This is a genomic window from Bradyrhizobium hereditatis, from assembly GCF_020329435.1.
GTDB lineage: Bacteria > Pseudomonadota > Alphaproteobacteria > Rhizobiales > Xanthobacteraceae > Bradyrhizobium > Bradyrhizobium hereditatis.
Map to the genome: position 1 here is coordinate 98,721 of NZ_JAGKJK010000001.1, position 18,079 is coordinate 116,799.

Consider the following 18,079-nt stretch of genomic DNA (forward strand, 5'->3'; position numbering starts at 1 on the left):
CAGTATCGGTTGAAGTGGATGTTGCAGTCTTAGATTAGGAGGCGGGCAGGGGTGGAGGCTTGCCACGCCTATAGCGTTGACGAAGTCCGAACATGGCGTCTGCAAGCCCGAGCGCGATGATGGCGAGAACAGGCCAGCCGAACGTGATGACCATCGCGTAGGTGCAGCAGAGCCAAAAGACGCGGCTCTTGAGCGCGAGCGTCAGGGTGTGCAGCACCGCAAAGCCGATGAGGCCATAGGCCATCATCAGCGCGGTCGTTGCGATCTGTGCGAACATCGCGACAAGGCCGCCGACAAAGCAAAAGGCGAGCGCGACCGACAATGCCACCAGCGTCATTGGGGGCAATTCCGCGCTCTTCAGCTCAGGCCAAGGCCGCTGCAAGCGTCCCGAAGTCGCCGTAATCTTCCCGGCAAGCCAGAGATTGAGTGTCAGCGTCATCATAGCGATGATTGTGGCCGCGGCAGGCGCGATGATGGAAAATACGGTGACCCAGCGTTCAATGTCGCCCGATGATGCCGAACCGCGCTGTCCCAGCATTCGCATGAGGCCACCGCGCAGCGAATTGGTGATGGTCTCGGCGTCATTGCCAAGCGTTAGCATTGCCGCAATCGTGGTCAGCGCTGCAAAGCCCGCGATCCAGAGCAGGATGCGGCCGATCGGATACCATTCGAGCTGAACCGCAGCCGGCGCCGAACCGTCTTCAGACGCGGCAGGTAGCGGCCGACCCAGCAGGGCGAGATGGCCGAGCCACCACGCCGGCACTGCAACGGTGATTGCAAAGGCGATACAATACGGCAGTCCGAAGATCGCCCCGAGCCCGGTTGCAGCGGCGATGCCGCCGATCGTTGCCGCAAGCGGACCCCACCCGAGTGCCGCCACCATCAGCGGCAGCGGAGCCAGATAGAACAGCAGCAATGAGATCAGCGCGCCCGAGATGATCGAGGCGAACATCAATGCCGACGCGCAGCCGGCCGCAAGAGCAATGAGGATAACCGCCATCATAAGCTGTCCCGCCCCTTTCGAGCGGTTAGATAGAGGTCAGCAAAAATGCCGCCTTTACCAACTAGTTAGAGATCCAAGGCGATCGGTGCCATCATACCATATCGCCCGCAAAAACGTTCACGGCCCCAATCGGGGCCGTGATGCCGGGCCTTTTAGATCAGTACGGTCAGCCGATCAAGGGTGTGTCACCGGTTCCGGCCGATCTGGCCCTAGGCATATATCCGCAAAACACCAAAGACCACCGTGCCAACGATCAGAGCAGCGGCGATAACGGTCAGCGCGGCCAATTGTGTGCGGGTCATGTGCTGGTTTCCGGCGCTATCCTTGCTCGCATCGTCCGTACCTTCTGTACCAATAGCCCGATGGCAAGCAGGCCTAAGCCGATAACATCGGTGATGGCATTGGGGTCGATCAGCAGCATGGCAGCCACCAAGAAAAGTGCCCGCTCGAACCACGTAGCGGTACGCAGGAAGTAGCCTTCGAGACTGGCTGCGAGCACAATCACGCCGATCGTGCCGGTCATCACCGCACGAAGGATTTCGGGCCATGGGCCCTCAAACAGCAGTGCCGGGTTATAGACGAAGAAAAACGGCACGATGAAGCCGGCGGCAGCGAATTTCACCGCCTGCACGCCTGATGCCCACAGGCCGGCCCCGCCGATCGATGCAGCAGCATACACGGCCAATGCTACCGGGGGCGTCACCGCCGACAGGCACGAGAAGTAGAACGCGAACATGTGCGCCGCCATGGGCTCCACGCCGAGCTTCATGATCGCGGGTACGAGCAGTGCCGCCTGCATGATGTAGGCGGGAGTGGTCGGCATGCCCATGCCGAGAACGACGCCGGCGATCATCGTGATGAGCAGCGCAGGCAGCAGGGAGCCGTAGGTGAAGTCGATGAGAAAGGCCGTGAACCGCAGCGCCAGCCCTGTTTGCAGCACGATGCCGATCACGATGCCGGCGGATGCACAGGCCATCGCCACCGGCACGGTCTGTACGGCTCCGTCGCGCAGGCCCTCAAGGCATGCGCGCCAACCCAATGCGGTTGAAGGACGCATCCAGGAGATCGCGACCAGTGCGAACGTGGCAATGATCGCGCCATAGGTCGGCGTGAAGCCGAACAGAAGCAGCGCCAAGAGCACAATCACCGGCAGGAATAAATGGCCCTGGCGCAGCATGATATGGCCAAGGACGGGCAGTTCCTCGCGCGGCAAGCCTTTGAGCCCGGAGCGCACGGCGTTGAAGTGGATCGCAGCAAACAGCGCGCCATAGTAGAAGAGCGCGGGTATCACCGCAGCGATCATCACCTGCGTGTAGCTCACGCCCTGGAATTCGGCCATGACGAAAGCCGCCGCGCCCATGATCGGCGGCATGATCTGTCCGCCTGTGGAGGCGACCGCCTCGATGGCTGCAGCCGCCTCCGGCTTGAAGCCGGTCTTCTTCATCATCGGAATGGTCAGCCAGCCGTCGACCATCACGTTGGCGACTGCGGAGCCGGAGATCGTACCGAACAGGCTGGAGGAGACGACCGAAACCTTGCCGGGACCGCCGCGCGCGCCGCCGGCGATCGCGTTTGCGAAGTTCATGAAAAACTGACCGGCCCCGGATTTCTCGAGGAAGGTGCCGAAGATGATGAAAAGAATGACGTAGGTCGCGGCCACCGTCATCGGCACCCCAAAAATGCCCTCCGTGGTGAAGAAGGTCTGGTCGACGGTGATCTCGAGGTTGAGGCCCCTGTGGTAAAGCCAGCCGTACAGCCAGGGGCCCGCGAAACCGTAGAGCAGGAACACGATTGCCACGATCGGCAGTGACGCGCCGATCGTGCGTCGCGTTGCCTCCAAAACCAAGAGGGTGGCGGTTATTCCCACCGCCATGTCCATTCGGGTCAGGGAATCGGCGGTCGGAAAGCGGTTCACGATGTAGTCGTAGTTCGCGAACATGTAGCCAATGCAGGCGAGCGAAAGGCCCGCCAGGGCGAGATCCTCCCACGGCACGCGATCGGGTCTCGCATCCCTGCTGCGAGGCCACAGCAGGAACGATAGCACCAGGCTGAAAGCCAGTGTTATGTAGAGCAGGGCCTGTTGATCGGGAGCATAGACCGTCAGCCGGGCGTAGACGTGGTACACGGACATTGCGACCGCAACCACCCCGACGACTAGGCCCGCATAGCCGGAGAGCTTGCGCACGGCACGCCTCCTACTTCTTGAGCAATCCGGCTTCGCGGTAGTATCTCTCTGCGCCGGGATGGTACGGCATGCCAAGGCTCTCAGCCATGTCGGACGCCTTCACACCCTTCATCTCGCTGGTGACATTGCCGAACTCGTCTCGACCTTCGACGATGGCTTTGGTGATCTTGTAGATTACCTCGGGAGAGGTCTTGGAGGACGCAATTAGCACGGTGGGCGACTGGAAGGTTTGAACGGCTTCGGTCACGCCCTGGTCCTTGTAGGTGCCGGCCTTGATGGTGTAGCGGACAAAGCCCGAATTGAGCTTGCGCAGCGCGTCGAATTCCTCGTCGCTAACCGGAAGCACCCGCAGCGGCATCGCCGAGCCAAGGTCCAGGACGAAGGATGCCGGCACCACGGTGAACCATCCGGCTGCCATCGCCTGCCGGTTCTTCACAGCCTCTGCATTCGACGATACCGGCCCGTAGCTCTTTGCGCCCAGGTCGCTCAGCGTCATGCCGTTGACCTTGAGCAGGTACTCCCAGCCGGCTGCCAGGCTGGTATTGCCGCGTGCTGGTAGCGCCACCGGCTGCCCCTTCAGATCCTTGACGCTCTTGATGTCGCTGTTCGCCGGCACCACCAACTGCCAGACGTTGGGATAGAAATTGGCGACGAATAGGCCCTTGTCGGTCGCCTTGCCGGCAAACTGACCCTCGCCCTTCTGCGCATCAACCATGACGGTCGTCATGGACCAGCCGATATCGGCCTTGTCGTTGCGAATTTTCTCCATGTTGACGAGGGCCGCACCCGGCTCGACCTGAACGTTCAACTCGGGATATCGCTTGTTCACGATCTGCGACGCTGCGGCCGCCATCGGTGTCCAACTGCCGCCGGTCGGACCGGCGCTGAAGATGACATCGGTTTTCTGTTGAGCTTGGGCAGCGGCGGCGGCTGCCACAGTCAGTGTGAAAATAACGGCCAAGCATACGACTGGCCGCAGACCACGGATGTGGACGGACATCGTTTGCACTCCCTCTGGCGGTTGCGCTCGTTGGCGCCGCTTATTGGGGCTCGTGTCCGCACGTGATCGGCGACGACTTCGACACCCGTAGCATCCGGGAATTGGTCATCCGTCCTGCTGGCAAGCACCGTACGAGTTCGCCGCAGCGATTGTCAACGACGCGCCATTGCGGCTACGGCGGCGTGGCCGTTGCCGCGCTAGTCAGGACGACTTCAGGCGACCGATATTTCGAGGAGGTACGCCGGTGAAGCGATGCAGGCGGCGGCGCCGGATGCAATAAGAAACCGGGGCAAACTTCTGCAGTCAGAGATCGTTTCGAGCCACGATCGACGCCCGGCGTGTCATGAAAAGTAGCGGCCGGCGGCGCGGACGCCGCCGGTCGCAGGTATTAGCGGATGACGTAGGGCAGCAGACCGAGGAAACGTGCGCGCTTGATAGCGCGCGCGAGCTCACGCTGCTTCTTGGCGGAGACGGCGGTGATGCGGCTCGGCACGATCTTGCCGCGCTCGGAGACGTAACGCATCAACAGCTTGGAATCCTTGTAGTCGATCTTCGGCGCATTCGGACCCGTGAACGGGCAGGTCTTGCGGCGACGGAAAAACGGACGGCGTGCTCCAGCTTCAGCCATGATTCTTACTCCTCTTCCGCCGCTTCAGCAGCGTCTTCGCGCCCACGGCGCGGACCGCGGTCGCCGCGGAATCCACCTTCACGATCGCCACGGAAACCGCCGCCGCGTTCGTCGCGCTCGCGGTCACGATCGGCCTTGCGCATCATGGCCGAGGGGCCTTCCTCGTGCTCTTCGACGCGGACGGTGAGGTAGCGGATGACGTCTTCAGAGATGCGCTCCTGACGCTCGATCTCGGTGACCGCAGCGGCGGGCGCATCGATGTTCATCAGCACGAAGTGAGCCTTGCGGTTCTTGTTCATGCGGTAGGTGAGGGAGCGCACGCCCCAGTTCTCGGTCTTGGTGACCTTGCCGCCGAGCCCTTCGACGATGCCCGTCATCTGGGTGGTCAGCTCTTCGACCTGCTGGGTGCTCGCGTCCTGGCGCGCGAGAAAAACATGCTCGTAAAGAGGCATGGGTGTCCTTTCCTGGTGTTGGCGCATCTCCCGGCGGCAAGCCCTTCGAGGCCTTCGGAAAGGACTCGATAATGCTCAGAAGGCGGAAGCACGGGACGACGGGCCGACTGGCCCTGCCACATCAAAAACGCCTGGAAAGGTGTGATTGCTGAGACCGTCCGTTCAGCTCCCGGCCGGGATCTGCGGATGCGCGGGTTATAAGGATTTTCGCTGCGCTGGCAAGGCTTCCGGATGGAGGCGTTTCGCTCTTGCTTTATTTGTTTGTATATCATACAATTAACGATCGGAGGTAAAATGGCCCCTAAGTCCGTTCAGACGCCCTCTGAGCCGTCGGCCGATGATCCTCGGCACGCCGCCCGCGCGACCCGGACCGCGGGCCGCCAGATGCGCTCGCGTCTCCTTGATGCGGCCAGCCGACTGTTCCGGGAGCGGGGCCTGGCCGGCACGTCGATCTCGGACATTGCCGCGGCGGCCGACGCCTTTCCCAGCCAGATCACCTATTACTTCCGCACCAAGGAAGCCCTGTTCGTCGAGGCCGCCTGTCGCGAGATGCTTTACGTGGCGCGTGCGGCCGAGGAGGCGGCGTTAGAGGCCCATACGCCGCAGGACTACACGCGCGCACTGGTCGAGACCGTCACGGCGACGGATTCGGTTGCCTTCTTTACCGAGGCGTTGACGCTCACTCGCCGCCGCCAGGATCTCGCCCCGCTGGTGGAACGCACGATCGAGCGGCTGCATGGCGAGGGAATGCGGGCCTATGCCGCTCAGATCGAGCGGCACGGATGGAAGAGCCTGCGTGACCCCGACGTCAGTTCGCGGCGGTTCTGGGCGCTCGCAGTCGGCGTCATGGTCGAGGGCTACGCGATGGGCCGTTCGGCCGAGGATCTCTCCGAAGAGATGCTGCGCGTGCTCGGCGACCAGGCGACGACAAGGCAGGCCGGCGACACAACGAGACTGCATCTCGTCAGTGGCCGCGACGTTTCCGAATCATCCGACGCGGAGAAATCGCCATGACCGCGCTCCGCATGCGTGCCCGCGACTTTCTAAACGAGGATCAACTGATCGCCGTCCGCCAGCGCGTGACGTGGAAAGGCGTCGCCCTGATAGCCCATGCCTGGGCGCTGATTCTGGGTTCGATTGCGCTCGTGGCATGGTGGCCTAATCCGCTGACCTTTCTGCTCGCGGTCGGCATCATCGGTTCGCGCCAGCTCGGGCTTGCCATCCTGATGCATGACGGCGCGCATGGATGTTTGTCGGCGGACGAAAAGGTCAATCTCGCGCTCAGCCAATGGTTTTGCGCCTATCCTGTCTTCGCCGAGACCCGCGCCTATCGCCGCTATCACCTGCAGCATCATGCGCGCACGCAGCAGGAAGACGATCCGGACCTGGTGCTATCGGCGCCGTTCCCGATCACGAAGATGAGCTATCGCCGCAAGTTCTTCCGCGACATCACGGGACAGACCGGCTACCAGCAGCGTAAGGCGCAGTTCCTGAATGCACTTGGGCCAAAGGAATGGCCGCTGGCGCGGCGCGCCGCACATTTCTGGGAAAAGCTCGGCCCGCAATTTGCTGTCAATGCCGTGCTGTTTGCCGGCCTTGCTGCCGCTGGTGTGTGGTGGGCCTATCCGCTGCTGTGGCTATTGCCACTGCTTACCTGGCAGATGGTGATTACCCGCATCCGCAACATCGCGGAGCATGCGGTCGTCCCCGACTCGAACGATCCCCTGCGCAACACCCGCACCACGCTCGCGAACTTCCTCGAACGGCTGTTCATCGCGCCGTATTACGTCAACTATCACCTCGAGCATCACCTGCTGTTCTATGTGCCCTGCTACAACCTGCCGCGCGTCCACCGCATCCTGTCTGAAAGCCGGTTTGCCGAACGGATGGAGGTTCAGCCGAGTTACGCTGCCGTGCTGCGGCTGGCGACCGCGAGGCCAAACCATGAAGATCGCCCGGGCAAGCTGGTGAGCATCGCGCGCCGGGCGCGGGCCGGGGCGGCGCTTGATGGAGACCAGGCCGCGGGCGGGTTCTAGATTGCACCTTGCTTGCCATAGGTGACGTCGTTGAGTGACGACGGTCGTGAAGGGGACATGCGAATGATCGATCTGACCACCTTGGTTGCCTATGCGGCGGTTGTGCTCGGCTTTGTATTCATTCCGGGCCCCGCCACGCTTCTCACGGTTGCGCGGGCGACGAGTTCGGGCACGAAGGCGGGAATCGCAACCAGCGTCGGGATCGCGGCTGGCGACTTGATTCACACCTTCATGGCGATCGTTGGCATCTCGGCAATCATTGCTACTTCCGCGATGCTGTTCAGCATCATCAAATACATTGGCGCGGCGTATCTCGTTTATCTCGGCATCCGGGCGATTCTTGAAAGGGCGCCGATCAATCAGACGGCTGGCGCACTCCCGATCTCGGCCGGCAAGGCGTTCAGGCAGGCCATCGTGGCGGAGGTGCTGAACCCAAAGACCGCGCTTTTTTTCCTCGCCTTCCTCCCCCAGTTCGTGGCGCCTGAAAATGGATCGGTGGCGCTTCAGCTGACGATCCTCGGGATCCTTTTTGTCCTGTTGGGGCTCGTCAGCACGGTGGTCTTCGCGGTTTGCGCGGGACGCTTGGGCAGCTTTCTGCGTCGCAACCCAATAGTGTTGAAATGGCAGGGTAAGGTCGTTGGCGGCATCTATTGCGTCTTGGGTGCCCGCTTGGCGCTGCAAGAACGCTAGGCCTGTCCGATCCAATTCCCGATTTCCCACGGGCGTGCGCCATCCCGCAGCGCGGCTTGACATCCCGGCCTCGGTCAGTGTCTTACGGCCCATTCTAACGAGGGAGTGCCGATGACGGCTGCATTTACGTTTCCGGGGCAGGGTTCCCAGGCGGTTGGCATGGGTAAAGCCCTGGCGGAGGCCTTTCCGGCTGCGCGGGCCGTGTTCGACGAAGTTGATTCGGCGCTCGGCGAGAAGCTGACGGCCATCATCTGGGACGGGCCGGCCGAAACCCTCCAACTCACAGAAAATGCCCAGCCGGCCCTGATGGCGGTCTCGATCGCCACGCTGAGAGTGCTCGAGACCGAGGCGGGGTTTTCCGTTGGACGGGATGCGGCGTTCGTGGCCGGCCATTCGCTCGGCGAGTATTCCGCGCTGGCCGCAGCCGGCAGCCTCAGCGTCAGCGATACTGCGCGCCTGCTGCGTACCCGCGGTCTTGCGATGCAAAAAGCGGTGCCGGTCGGCGCGGGCGCCATGGCGGCGCTGCTCGGGCTAGATTATGACGCCGCTATGGCGGTCGCCAACGAGGCCGCGCAGGGGCAGGTCTGCCAGGCCGCCAACGACAATGGCGGCGGGCAGGTTGTGGTGTCCGGCGACAAAGCGGCCGTCGATCGCGCCGTGGAAATTGCCAAGGCCAAGGGCGCGAAACGTGCAATGCTGTTGCCGGTGTCCGCGCCGTTCCATTGCAAGCTGATGCAGCCCGCGGCTGACGCGATGGCGCAGGCGCTGTCCGGCGTGACGATCAAGTCGCCAGCCTCGCCGTTGGTGTCGAACGTGCTGGCGGCTCCGATTACCGATCCGGATGAGATTCGCCGCCGCTTGGTCGAGCAGGTCACGGGCACTGTGCGCTGGCGCGAGTCGGTGGCCTATATGGCGGGGCAAGGTGTCACGCGGTTCTTCGAAATCGGCGCCGGCAAGGTGCTGAGCGGGCTGGTCAAGCGCATCGCCGATGGCGCGGTCGGCGTGTCGGTTGGAGGACCCAATGATATTGCCGCCGCAAAGGACGCATTGGCGGCTTCGGCCTGAAGCTGCCGGAAGGAGACATTAATGTTCGATTTGACAGGCAGGACGGCGCTGGTCACCGGCGCTACCGGCGGTATTGGCGGAGCGATCGCGCAAGCGCTGCATGCGCAAGGCGCGACGGTGGCGATATCAGGCACGCGTCGCGAGGTGCTGGATTCCTTTGCCGCCAAGCTTGGCGAGCGCGTCCACGTGCTGCCATGCAACCTCTCAGACAGCGCCCAAGTCGAGGGCCTAGTGCCGGCGGCAGAGGCTGCAATGGGGCAGGTCGACATTCTGATCGCCAATGCCGGCATCACGCGCGACAATCTTTTCGTGCAGTTGCGCGATGAGGATTGGGACGACGTCATCCAGGTCAATCTAACCGCGACCTTCCGTCTCGCTCGGGCTGCAACCAAACTGATGATGCGCAAGCGCTTCGGCCGGATCATTGCAATCACCTCGATCGTCGGCGTGACCGGCAATCCGGGTCAGGCCAACTACACCGCGTCGAAGGCCGGCATCATCGGCCTGATCAAGACGCTGGGTGCGGAATATGCCAAGCGCAACGTAACCGCCAATTGCATTGCACCAGGATTCATCAAGACGCCGATGACGGACGCGCTCAACGATAAGCAGCGCGAGACCATCCTGGCAAAGGTTCCTGCGGCGCGGCTGGGGACACCGGAAGACATCGCCGCGGCTGCGGTCTATCTTGCCTCGAATGAGGCGGCCTACGTCACCGGCCAGACGATTCACGTCAACGGTGGTATGGCCATGATTTGAGCGAGTTATTGCCCTGATCAATGCGGCCAAAGGCCGTTTTCCGGGGAGGCTGAGGCTTATAGTCAAGGCTTGGGAAGTATGATAACCGAACCCTCGACGGATGGGCAAACAATGCCATTGCAGGATGTTGAAACCCTGTATATTGGCGTGGCAACGCCTGCCGTTCGCCGGGGCTTTGTCGGCTTCCATCGGGCCGAACCAAGACTATGCGCGATAGCGAAGGAAGTTTAACGACCACGATAGCTCGTAGCGTCTTTGTAGCGTCTTGGGGTCGGGTCCAAAGGAACAAGCACGAGGTTGAAGATGAGTGAGATTGGCGAGCGGGTTAAGAAGATTGTGGTCGAACACCTCGGTGTTGAACCCGAGAAGGTTGTCGACAGCGCAAGTTTCATCGACGATCTCGGCGCCGACAGTCTCGACACCGTCGAGCTCGTGATGGCATTTGAAGAAGAGTTCGGTTGCGAGATTCCCGATGACGCCGCCGAGACGATTTTGACCGTCGGCGACGCGACGAAGTTTCTCGAGAAGAACGCGAAAAGCTGACGTCCCGGGCGGGTAGAGACAGAGCCGGACGGGCCGTCGTCGAACGGTCCCCCGGTTTCTTGTTTTGGGCAACCGGTTTCCGGCTGGAGTTTTTGACATGAGGCGGGTTGTCGTCACGGGGCTGGGCATGGTTACGCCGCTCGGCTGCGGCGTTGACACAACGTGGACACGCATCCTCAACGGCCAGAGCGGCGCCAAGAAGATCGACACGTTCGAAGTGGCCGATCTTGCGAGCCAGATCGCCTGCGTGATTCCGCGCGGTGACGGCAGTGACGGTACCTTCAATCCCGATCAGTGGATGGAGCCGAAGGAGCAGCGCAAGGTCGACGACTTCATCATCTTTGCGATGGCCGCGGCGCGCCAGGCGCTCGATGACGCGAACTGGCATCCCTCCACCGAAGAAGACAAATGCGCCACCGGCACCCTGATCGGCTCGGGGATCGGCGGCCTCTCCGGAATCGCCGAAACGTCGCTGCTGCTGAAGGAACGCGGGCCGCGCAGGGTATCGCCGTTCTTTATCCCCGGGCGGCTGATCAATCTCGCGTCCGGCTACGTCTCTATTGAGCACGGCCTCAAGGGCCCCAACCATTCCGTGGTGACGGCCTGTTCGACCGGCGCACATGCGATCGGCGATGGCGCCCGACTCATTGCGCTTGGCGACGCCGACGTGATGGTGGCAGGCGGAACGGAATCGCCGATCTGCCGGCTGGGAATGGCGGGCTTCTGCGCCGCACGCGCGCTCTCGACCAGCTACAACGACGCGCCGCAGAAGGCTTCGCGACCCTATGACAAGGATCGCGATGGATTCGTGATGGGTGAAGGCGCAGGAGTCGTGGTGCTCGAGGAATATGAGCACGCGAAAAAACGCGGCGCGCGAATCTATTGTGAAGTCATCGGCTATGGCCTGTCGGGCGACGCCTATCACATCACCTCGCCATCGCCCGATGGCGACGGTGGCTTCCGCAGCATGAGCGCGGCGATCAAGCGTGCCGGCATTGCGGTATCCGATATCGACTACATCAACGCACACGGAACTTCGACGCAGATCGGCGACGAGATCGAACTCGGCGCCGTCGAGCGGCTGCTCGGCAACGCCGCCTCCAAGGTGTCGATGTCGTCGACGAAATCGTCGACCGGGCACCTGCTCGGCGCTGCCGGTGCGATCGAGGCCATTTTCAGTATCCTTGCGATTCGCGATAATATTGCTCCGCCCACCATCAATTTGGAAAATCCGTCGGTGGAAACGGCGATCGATCTGGTGCCGCTGACGGCGCGCAAGCGCGAGATTAATGTCGCACTGTCGAATTCCTTCGGTTTTGGGGGGACCAACGCCTCGGTAATCATTCGGCGTGTGGCTGACTAGCAAGTGTTTAGAACTACTCCACCGTTTTGCCGCATTCGGCGATGACTTCTACATGTGGGCGTATGCTATCGGCTGGGTGGGGGAATCGCCGGGCCGCGATTGAACCGGCAGGATTCAGGTTGCATCGATGAGTGAGAGGCCGCCCATTTCACCGCGAAGTCCGCGCGCCGCGTTGGAGCCCGAGCAGGTGCCGCCGCCGCCGAAGCGGTCGGAGCGCGCCCGCAATCCATTCGTGGTGGTCGGCAATGCCATCTTCACCATCCTGATCATTCTGATGATCGGGGCCGGGGCGGGCTATTATTATGGCAGGCAGATCCTGGAAACGCCGGGACCGCTACAGGAAGACAAGATCGTCAACATTCCCTCGCGGGCCGGCAAGCGCGACATCGCTGATGTGTTGCTCCGCGAAGGAGTGATCAACGTCAATCCCTGGATCTTCATCGGCGGCGTGTTTGCGCTGAAGGCGAGCTCCGACCTCAAGCCGGGTGAATATTCGTTCCAGAAGAATGCCAGTTTGCGCGAGGTCATCGCCACCATCGTCGAGGGCAAGGTGGTGCAGCACGCCGTCACGATTCCCGAAGGCCTGACGTCCGAACAGATTGTGGCGCGGCTGATCGACTACGATATCTTCTCGGGCTCGGTGCGTGAAGTGCCGCGCGAAGGCACGCTGTTGCCGGAAACCTACAAATTCCCGCGGGGCACCACGCGCGAGCAGGTGATCCAGCGCATGCAGCAGACCCAGAAGCGGGTGCTCGCGGAAATCTGGGAGCGCCGCAATCCGGACGTTCCGGTCAGGTCGCCGGAGCAGCTTATTACGCTGGCGTCGATCATCGAGAAGGAAACCGGCCGCGCCGACGAGCGCAGCCGTGTGGCGGCGGTATTCACCAATCGATTGCGGCAGCGGATCAAGCTGCAGTCGGATCCGACCATCATCTATGGCCTGGTCGGCGGCAAGGGAACGTTGGGACGACCGATCAAGCGCAGCGAGATCACCCAGCCGTCACCCTACAACACCTATGTAATCGAAGGCCTGCCGCCCGGACCGATCGCCAATCCGGGCCGTGCCTCGCTCGAAGCGGCCGCCAACCCGGCACGCACACGCGACCTCTTCTTCGTCGCCGACGGCACCGGCGGGCACGCCTTCACCGAAACCTACGACGCGCATCAGAAAAACGTCGCCAAGCTGCGGGCGCTCGAAAAACAGATTCAGAACGACACCGTCGAGCCGACCGAGGATGCGCCGCCACCGACGGCTGCCGGAGCGCCGCTGGATACCAACCCGACGGCGACGACACGGCCGACGGCGCCCGCGAAAAAGCCGCCCGCCCGGCCTGCGGCACCTGCGACCGCGCCGGGCCGGCAGGGCGCCGCGCAGTCGACCACGACGCCGCCGGTGGTGCAGCGTTGAGCCGGCGTTCCCGCCACGGCCCGAACGTAATTCCACTTTGGCGGAAATCGGCTTAAGGTCGCGCCGATCTTTTCGAGTCTCGAAATCCCTGTCTTTCGGAGAGTGTTACGCGATGGCGCTATCGAGCATGACCGGTTTTGCCCGGAGTCACGGCGCCAGCGGTCCCTACACGTTCGAGTGGGAACTGAAGTCGGTCAACGCCAAGGGCTTTGACCTCCGCTTGCGCCTGCCGCCCGGCTGGGACGAGGTGGAAGCCTTTGCCAAAAAGCGCGCCGCGGAGGTGCTGTCGCGCGGCACGGTATATGCCAACCTCAACGTCAAGCGCGCCAACGCTGTTGCGACCGTGCGCATCAATGAGGACGTGCTCGCCTCGGTCCTGAAGGTGGCCGGTGAACTCGCCGCCAAGGTCGACGCGGTGGCGCCGAGCATCGACGGCCTGCTCGGCATCAAGGGCGTCATCGAGGTGGTCGAGCCTGAAAGCGACGAGGTGGAGGACAAGGCGGCATGGGATGCAGCATCGGCCGCATTCGAACAGGCGCTTGGCAACCTCGTCGAGATGCGCCGCCGCGAGGGCGTGGCGCTCGGGAAAATCCTGAGCCAGCGCATGGACGAAATCGAGCGGCTGGCGAAAAAGGCGGAAGCCGCGCCGGGCCGCAAGCCGGAGGCGATCAGGGCGCGGCTGGCCGAGCAGGTGGCGGCGCTATTAGAGACATCCGAACGCTTCGACCCCGACAGACTCAATCAGGAGGCGATCCTGATTGCGACCAAGGCCGACATCCGCGAGGAGCTCGACCGCATCGCCTCGCATGTCGCCCAGGCGCGCGAGATGATCGGCAAGGGCGGACCGGTTGGACGGCGGCTCGACTTCCTCGCCCAGGAATTCAACCGCGAGGTCAACACCTGCTGCTCAAAGTCGAACGATCTGGAATTGACCCAGACCGGCCTCGAAATGAAAAACGTGGTCGAGCAGTTCCGCGAGCAGGTCCAGAATCTGGAGTGACGGATGGTGGCTTCTGGTTTCGACGGAGTTGAGCGACGCGGGCTGATGTTCGTGCTGTCCTCGCCATCGGGCGCGGGCAAGACGACGCTGTCGCGCATGCTGCTTGAGCGCGAGCCGGGCCTCAAGATGTCGGTTTCAGCAACGACGCGCCAGATGCGGCCGGGCGAGGTCGAAGGACGCGACTATTACTTCGTCGACAAGCAGACATTTGAGAAGATGGTGGAGCAGGGCGAACTGCTCGAATGGGCGACTGTATTCGACAATCTCTACGGTACGCCGCGGGCGCCGGTCGAAGCGGCGTTGTCGGCGGGGCAGGATGTTTTGTTCGACATCGACTGGCAGGGCACTCAGCAACTGCATCAGAAGGCGAGTGTCGACGTGGTCCGTGTCTTCATCCTGCCGCCTTCGGCCGCCGATCTCGAGAAACGGCTGCACACGCGGGCGCAGGATTCGGACGAGGTGATTCGCGGCCGCATGAGCCGCGCCACCCACGAACTCAGCCACTGGGCGGAATACGACTATATCGTCATCAATCAGAACGTCGATGATGCCTTTGCCGAGGTGCAGTCGATCCTGAAGGCCGAACGGCTCAAACGTGAGCGCCGCACCGGCCTGACCGAGTTCGTGCGTAAGCTGCAGCGCCAGCTGGAAAAATAACCACCGCTTCCGTGCCGGTTACGTCTGCGCGCTGCGCGCGAGGCGGGACAGCATTTCCGTGACCTGCCGCTCCCGTTCCCGGTCCTGCGGCACCTGTCGCCGGTCCGGGGGCGCGAATGAGCGCTCCGGGGTCGTGCGCGGCCGCTCCCGGGGCACCCGTGTCCGGTCTTGCAAGGGGCGATCCTGGAATGGACGGTCTTGGACTGTGCGTTCGTGGAAAGTCCGTTCCTGGGGAGCGCGCGCAGGCTGCGCGGCGACAGCGCGCCGCAGCTTGGCGCCGTCTTCACGGAGCGCCGGCTGCGGTGCACGCTTGGTGCGGGCGGAATCCCACATCGCGCGCCGCTTGCGTCGCATGGCGCGGCGCGCCCGCATGCGGCCGATCCGGACAATCGCACTGACCGTGAGGCCGGCGAGCGCGAGCGCGGCGACCATCACCAGAAACAGCATCTGCAACGAGGCGGTCGGCTTTGCCGGTTCTGCCGCGACAGGCGCAACCTGATCGACTGCGCCCTGCTGCACTTCCTCGGCCTGCGGCTGCTGCTCTGCAGGAGCCGCGGCAGCGGCCGCCATTTGCAGGCCTGCCGAATTGGTCGAAGCGCTCGCGGCGGGCGAGTCGTTCCAGCGCACATTCGCCAGCGGCGCAGGCGCCAGCACGTTTGGCATCGCTGCGCGCTGATTATCCTGAGATGTTGGCGCGGGCATTGCGCCTACCGATTGCGAGTCTGCTCTGGCGGCGTCCGTGCGGGATTGTCGCGAAACATATTCGGCGCGCGCCTCGGCGAATTTAGTTTGCGTCTGCGATTCGTCAGAAGGCGATGGAGCCGGTGCTGATGCTGGTGCCGCAGCCGCTGCAGGCGGCGCGGCACGCGCGAACTTGTCGTCGGCTTTCTCGCTCTCCTCGCGCAGATACCAGCATTGACGCTTGGTGGCGCGATCGATGCGGTAGTACCAGTGGCTGCCCGCGGGCGTCGCGCCCTTCGGCGCCGACAGGCAACTGTCCGTGGCTTGGGCCACTTGCAGTTCCGCGGCTTGGTCCGTTGCCTTTCCTGCGACCTGCGCCCGGAGATCCGTCACCGTGGCGAGGCTCGTTCCTGCCACGACACCGGCAAACAGAGCCGGGACGAATTTCACGGACCACTTCGACATCTGCATCCCCGGAAACGCAACGCTACGCGACGCTTGATGCGGCCAATCTGGTCAGAGACTTGGGTCGCAATGAGCCGCAATTTCGGAGCGGATGCGGTATAATTGAGGCTGACGCGCCGCCTCAATTCGGGCAGGCTAAGGCTATGAAAAACCGGCGAAAAACAGGGACCATTCGGCCTGTGGAAAACTCTACTGTTTAGAAGCCGTCCAACGTCCGGTACAGCCGTCCGCAGGCGCGGTGAAGATCAGCGCGATCAAAAAGCGCCAACGCTGAGCCCGCTCAGCGAAAAGCGCCCCCGGCGTCGTAAACCGGGGCAGGAAAGGCGGGATTATTACGGGGCTCGGACACGTATGGTTCTCTTGATGGATGCGGCCAACGTTGGATACAGCATTGCGATCTCGCGGCGCGTTGGCGCCCGAAGTTGTGCGTCGACGATACCCTCTTGAAGACAGAGGGTGCAGGGAAAGCCGGGTGCCCAAACACCCGCAGTCGTGCGCGCAATAACGCACACGGCAGACCGCAGGTGCGCCGGAATACCCGGCCTTCCCTGCGCAGTGGTTTTAACGGCTTATGGCGCGCTCTTCCCGGAGACGAATTCCTCTTGCCTCCGTCGCCGACGGATTGGCGATTGACCTGCGGCCCGGTCGGGCCCGACAATCTCCATCGGCTTGACACCAGCAACGGGTGACAGAACCACACGCTTTTGCCGTCCGCAGCTTCCCTCGCAAGATGCGCTTCGACCAAGCCCATGTGCTGCTGGGCCGAAGATCTCGCAAGAGCGTTTAAGCGCCGGTCGTCTGCGCGCCGTTCGATCGCTCACGAGGCAAAGCCCGCCCTGCAACCACGCGCGCGCCTGATGCTGCTGCGTCCACCGCATTCCAGCCCAACGTCCGTGACGCTCGCGATACGCCCCTCGTGGCGGGCCGGAACGGGCGCAGTTGTACGGCTGATTTGGGTGAAACGAGAAGCGGAATATTTTTGATTCCGGGGCTTGACACGATTTCGGAAAATCAGAAGTGATTTGCCTGTCGTGCCGTCGGTCGCTGGTCGGAAACCGCGCGCAAGTGATTTGCTTGCCGAACACGAGGGTCGGGGCGGACCACGCCGAATTGTCGCGTTGCGACGGTATGCGGTAAGCTGACGGTTGCCGGCGCGCCGCCGTTGATCCCGATTGCTCGTAGTGCAGGTGACGATCATGAGACCGAACGCGCTGAACCTCGTTGCAGCAGTCTTGCTTTCTCCTACGTTTCTTGCGTTGTTTTTCGCGTGGAAGGCAAAAGAACCAGTTGACTACGATCTCGCTCTCGTTGTGTGGGCCTGGTTTGGCTTGCCTTGTCTGGCGCTTTCCGCGCTTTTGTTTTGGCTTGGCAGATCTGATCGTCTCCAACAGAATGGTGATCAAGCGTCGAGCGGCGGATAGTAAGCGAAGTTGACTGTCGCAGGTTGCTCGCGCTGGATTTACTGGACAGGGGAGAAAACCGCGCGAGTGATTTGCACTCAATTAAGATGTTACGGCTTCGCGGGTATCAAAGTTAGGTGCACTGTCGCCGTGAGAACAAGCATCGGCTTGGCACGTTCAGCTTATGCGGCAGTCTCGCCGCATGACCGACGAGCCGACTTTCATTCCTGATCGGCTGAACCTAAGGTTATGACGCTAGTCGCAGCGACGCTCCCTGCGCGTAACCATACGGCCGTCGTCCCGCTCAACTCTTGTAGTCACTGTGCGGCAGCGCTGTCGTGGGCCGATGGTGACGCCGCCTGGGCCGACGCCGACGGTGGTGTCGCGGTCGTAGCGGTAACGGTCTCTATCATAGTCCCGGTCACGTCCGATCTGAACATCGACTTGGGCCATCTTGACGCCGGCCATCTTGACGTCTTGGGCGTTGGCCGGGATGGCAAGCGGGGCGGTTGTCAGCGCCGCTGTGGCTGCCGCCAAGGTAAGAGCGATCTTCAACATGTGGGAGTCCTCCCTTGAGCTTGAACCGATGTAACGGGCGCAAGCACTAACCGTTCCACTGGCCGATCGGGGAGATAGGCAAGGTCGAGACCTTGAAGGCGGCATCGAGCATCGATGCTGTACAGAACGGGCGATCCCCAGCGGAACGGCGATCACGATGCAAGACCAATAGCGACGGAAGGCTGT

At 62.6% G+C, this 18,079-nt stretch carries 17 protein-coding genes; 10 read left to right on the top strand and 7 right to left on the bottom strand.

All coding sequences use genetic code 11. From position 1 onward, the window contains the following. Positions 1 to 34 precede the first annotated feature (34 nt). The 5 genes from J6524_RS00525 to rpsF all read right to left on the bottom strand — a co-directional run bounded on the left by J6524_RS00525 (position 35) and on the right by rpsF (position 5,268). Positions 35 to 1,003, bottom strand: a complete 969-nt coding sequence (locus J6524_RS00525; RefSeq protein WP_225668233.1) for a hypothetical protein — start codon at positions 1,001 to 1,003, stop codon at positions 35 to 37. Between the two features lie 298 nt (positions 1,004 to 1,301). Then, entirely contained in the window at positions 1,302 to 3,188 is a 1,887-nt protein-coding gene (locus tag J6524_RS00530; protein WP_225668235.1) for a TRAP transporter permease, read from the bottom strand. Between the two features lie 10 nt (positions 3,189 to 3,198). Next, on the bottom strand, positions 3,199 to 4,188 hold the full coding sequence (locus tag J6524_RS00535; protein ID WP_225668237.1) for a TAXI family TRAP transporter solute-binding subunit: 990 nt from the start codon (positions 4,186 to 4,188) through the stop codon (positions 3,199 to 3,201). Between the two features lie 388 nt (positions 4,189 to 4,576). Beyond that, positions 4,577 to 4,816, bottom strand: a complete 240-nt coding sequence (rpsR, locus tag J6524_RS00540; RefSeq protein WP_011441353.1) for a 30S ribosomal protein S18 — start codon at positions 4,814 to 4,816, stop codon at positions 4,577 to 4,579. Between the two features lie 5 nt (positions 4,817 to 4,821). Beyond that, positions 4,822 to 5,268, bottom strand: coding sequence for a 30S ribosomal protein S6 (gene rpsF / locus J6524_RS00545; RefSeq protein WP_225668239.1), 447 nt, complete (start codon positions 5,266 to 5,268; stop codon positions 4,822 to 4,824). A gap of 294 nt (positions 5,269 to 5,562) precedes the next feature. Between rpsF and J6524_RS00550 the strand changes: the two genes are divergently transcribed. The 10 genes from J6524_RS00550 (at position 5,563) to gmk (ending at position 14,789) form a co-directional block, all read left to right on the top strand. Next, a complete protein-coding gene (locus tag J6524_RS00550) occupies positions 5,563 to 6,282 on the top strand; it encodes a TetR/AcrR family transcriptional regulator C-terminal domain-containing protein (RefSeq protein ID WP_225668240.1) in 720 nt (239 codons plus the stop codon). Beyond that, positions 6,279 to 7,304: a fatty acid desaturase family protein gene (locus J6524_RS00555; RefSeq protein WP_225668241.1), complete on the top strand. Its 1,026-nt coding sequence runs from the start codon at positions 6,279 to 6,281 to the stop codon at positions 7,302 to 7,304. The genes J6524_RS00550 and J6524_RS00555 overlap by 4 nt, the downstream gene beginning before the upstream one ends. Positions 7,305 to 7,367: 63 nt before the next feature. Continuing rightward, positions 7,368 to 7,994: a LysE family translocator gene (locus J6524_RS00560; RefSeq protein ID WP_225668242.1), complete on the top strand. Its 627-nt coding sequence runs from the start codon at positions 7,368 to 7,370 to the stop codon at positions 7,992 to 7,994. A 111-nt stretch (positions 7,995 to 8,105) separates the two neighbouring features. Continuing rightward, positions 8,106 to 9,059 carry an ACP S-malonyltransferase gene (fabD, locus tag J6524_RS00565; RefSeq protein ID WP_225668243.1) on the top strand — a complete coding sequence of 318 codons (954 nt, stop codon included), beginning with the start codon at positions 8,106 to 8,108 and terminating at the stop codon, positions 9,057 to 9,059. 21 nt (positions 9,060 to 9,080) lie between these two features. Next, entirely contained in the window at positions 9,081 to 9,818 is a 738-nt protein-coding gene (fabG, locus tag J6524_RS00570; RefSeq protein WP_225668244.1) for a 3-oxoacyl-[acyl-carrier-protein] reductase, read from the top strand. 303 nt (positions 9,819 to 10,121) lie between these two features. Continuing rightward, entirely contained in the window at positions 10,122 to 10,361 is a 240-nt protein-coding gene (locus J6524_RS00575; RefSeq protein ID WP_002716125.1) for an acyl carrier protein, read from the top strand. Between the two features lie 97 nt (positions 10,362 to 10,458). Beyond that, the gene (gene fabF / locus J6524_RS00580) at positions 10,459 to 11,724 is read left to right on the top strand and encodes a beta-ketoacyl-ACP synthase II (RefSeq protein WP_225668245.1); all 1,266 of its coding nucleotides are present in this window, start codon (positions 10,459 to 10,461) and stop codon (positions 11,722 to 11,724) included. A 127-nt stretch (positions 11,725 to 11,851) separates the two neighbouring features. Next, positions 11,852 to 13,132, top strand: a complete 1,281-nt coding sequence (gene mltG / locus J6524_RS00585; RefSeq protein ID WP_225668247.1) for an endolytic transglycosylase MltG — start codon at positions 11,852 to 11,854, stop codon at positions 13,130 to 13,132. A 112-nt stretch (positions 13,133 to 13,244) separates the two neighbouring features. After that, a complete protein-coding gene (locus J6524_RS00590; RefSeq protein WP_225668248.1) occupies positions 13,245 to 14,132 on the top strand; it encodes a YicC/YloC family endoribonuclease in 888 nt (295 codons plus the stop codon). 3 nt (positions 14,133 to 14,135) lie between these two features. Further along, complete coding sequence (gmk, locus tag J6524_RS00595) at positions 14,136 to 14,789, top strand: guanylate kinase (RefSeq protein ID WP_225668250.1); 654 nt, start codon at positions 14,136 to 14,138, stop codon at positions 14,787 to 14,789. A gap of 18 nt (positions 14,790 to 14,807) precedes the next feature. On the opposite strand, the gene J6524_RS00600 is transcribed toward gmk, so the two are convergent. Continuing rightward, entirely contained in the window at positions 14,808 to 15,935 is a 1,128-nt protein-coding gene (locus J6524_RS00600) for a hypothetical protein (protein WP_225668252.1), read from the bottom strand. A 1,655-nt stretch (positions 15,936 to 17,590) separates the two neighbouring features. After that, positions 17,591 to 17,893, bottom strand: coding sequence for a hypothetical protein (locus J6524_RS00605; protein WP_225668253.1), 303 nt, complete (start codon positions 17,891 to 17,893; stop codon positions 17,591 to 17,593). Positions 17,894 to 18,079: the final 186 nt, after the last annotated feature.

Bases quoted from the DNA above. Each gene is read 5' to 3' on its own strand.
- J6524_RS00525 (WP_225668233.1), bottom strand. From the start codon at position 1,003: ATGATGGCGGTTATCCTCATTGCTCTTGCGGCCGGCTGCGCGTCGGCA.
- J6524_RS00535 (WP_225668237.1), bottom strand. From the start codon at position 4,188: ATGTCCGTCCACATCCGTGGTCTGCGGCCAGTCGTATGCTTGGCCGTT.
- rpsR (WP_011441353.1), bottom strand. From the start codon at position 4,816: ATGGCTGAAGCTGGAGCACGCCGTCCGTTTTTCCGTCGCCGCAAGACC.
- rpsF (WP_225668239.1), bottom strand. From the start codon at position 5,268: ATGCCTCTTTACGAGCATGTTTTTCTCGCGCGCCAGGACGCGAGCACC.
- J6524_RS00550 (WP_225668240.1), top strand. From the start codon at position 5,563: ATGGCCCCTAAGTCCGTTCAGACGCCCTCTGAGCCGTCGGCCGATGAT.
- J6524_RS00555 (WP_225668241.1), top strand. From the start codon at position 6,279: ATGACCGCGCTCCGCATGCGTGCCCGCGACTTTCTAAACGAGGATCAA.
- J6524_RS00560 (WP_225668242.1), top strand. From the start codon at position 7,368: ATGATCGATCTGACCACCTTGGTTGCCTATGCGGCGGTTGTGCTCGGC.
- fabD (WP_225668243.1), top strand. From the start codon at position 8,106: ATGACGGCTGCATTTACGTTTCCGGGGCAGGGTTCCCAGGCGGTTGGC.
- fabG (WP_225668244.1), top strand. From the start codon at position 9,081: ATGTTCGATTTGACAGGCAGGACGGCGCTGGTCACCGGCGCTACCGGC.
- J6524_RS00575 (WP_002716125.1), top strand. From the start codon at position 10,122: ATGAGTGAGATTGGCGAGCGGGTTAAGAAGATTGTGGTCGAACACCTC.
- fabF (WP_225668245.1), top strand. From the start codon at position 10,459: ATGAGGCGGGTTGTCGTCACGGGGCTGGGCATGGTTACGCCGCTCGGC.
- mltG (WP_225668247.1), top strand. From the start codon at position 11,852: ATGAGTGAGAGGCCGCCCATTTCACCGCGAAGTCCGCGCGCCGCGTTG.
- J6524_RS00590 (WP_225668248.1), top strand. From the start codon at position 13,245: ATGGCGCTATCGAGCATGACCGGTTTTGCCCGGAGTCACGGCGCCAGC.
- gmk (WP_225668250.1), top strand. From the start codon at position 14,136: ATGGTGGCTTCTGGTTTCGACGGAGTTGAGCGACGCGGGCTGATGTTC.
- J6524_RS00600 (WP_225668252.1), bottom strand. From the start codon at position 15,935: ATGTCGAAGTGGTCCGTGAAATTCGTCCCGGCTCTGTTTGCCGGTGTC.
- J6524_RS00605 (WP_225668253.1), bottom strand. From the start codon at position 17,893: ATGTTGAAGATCGCTCTTACCTTGGCGGCAGCCACAGCGGCGCTGACA.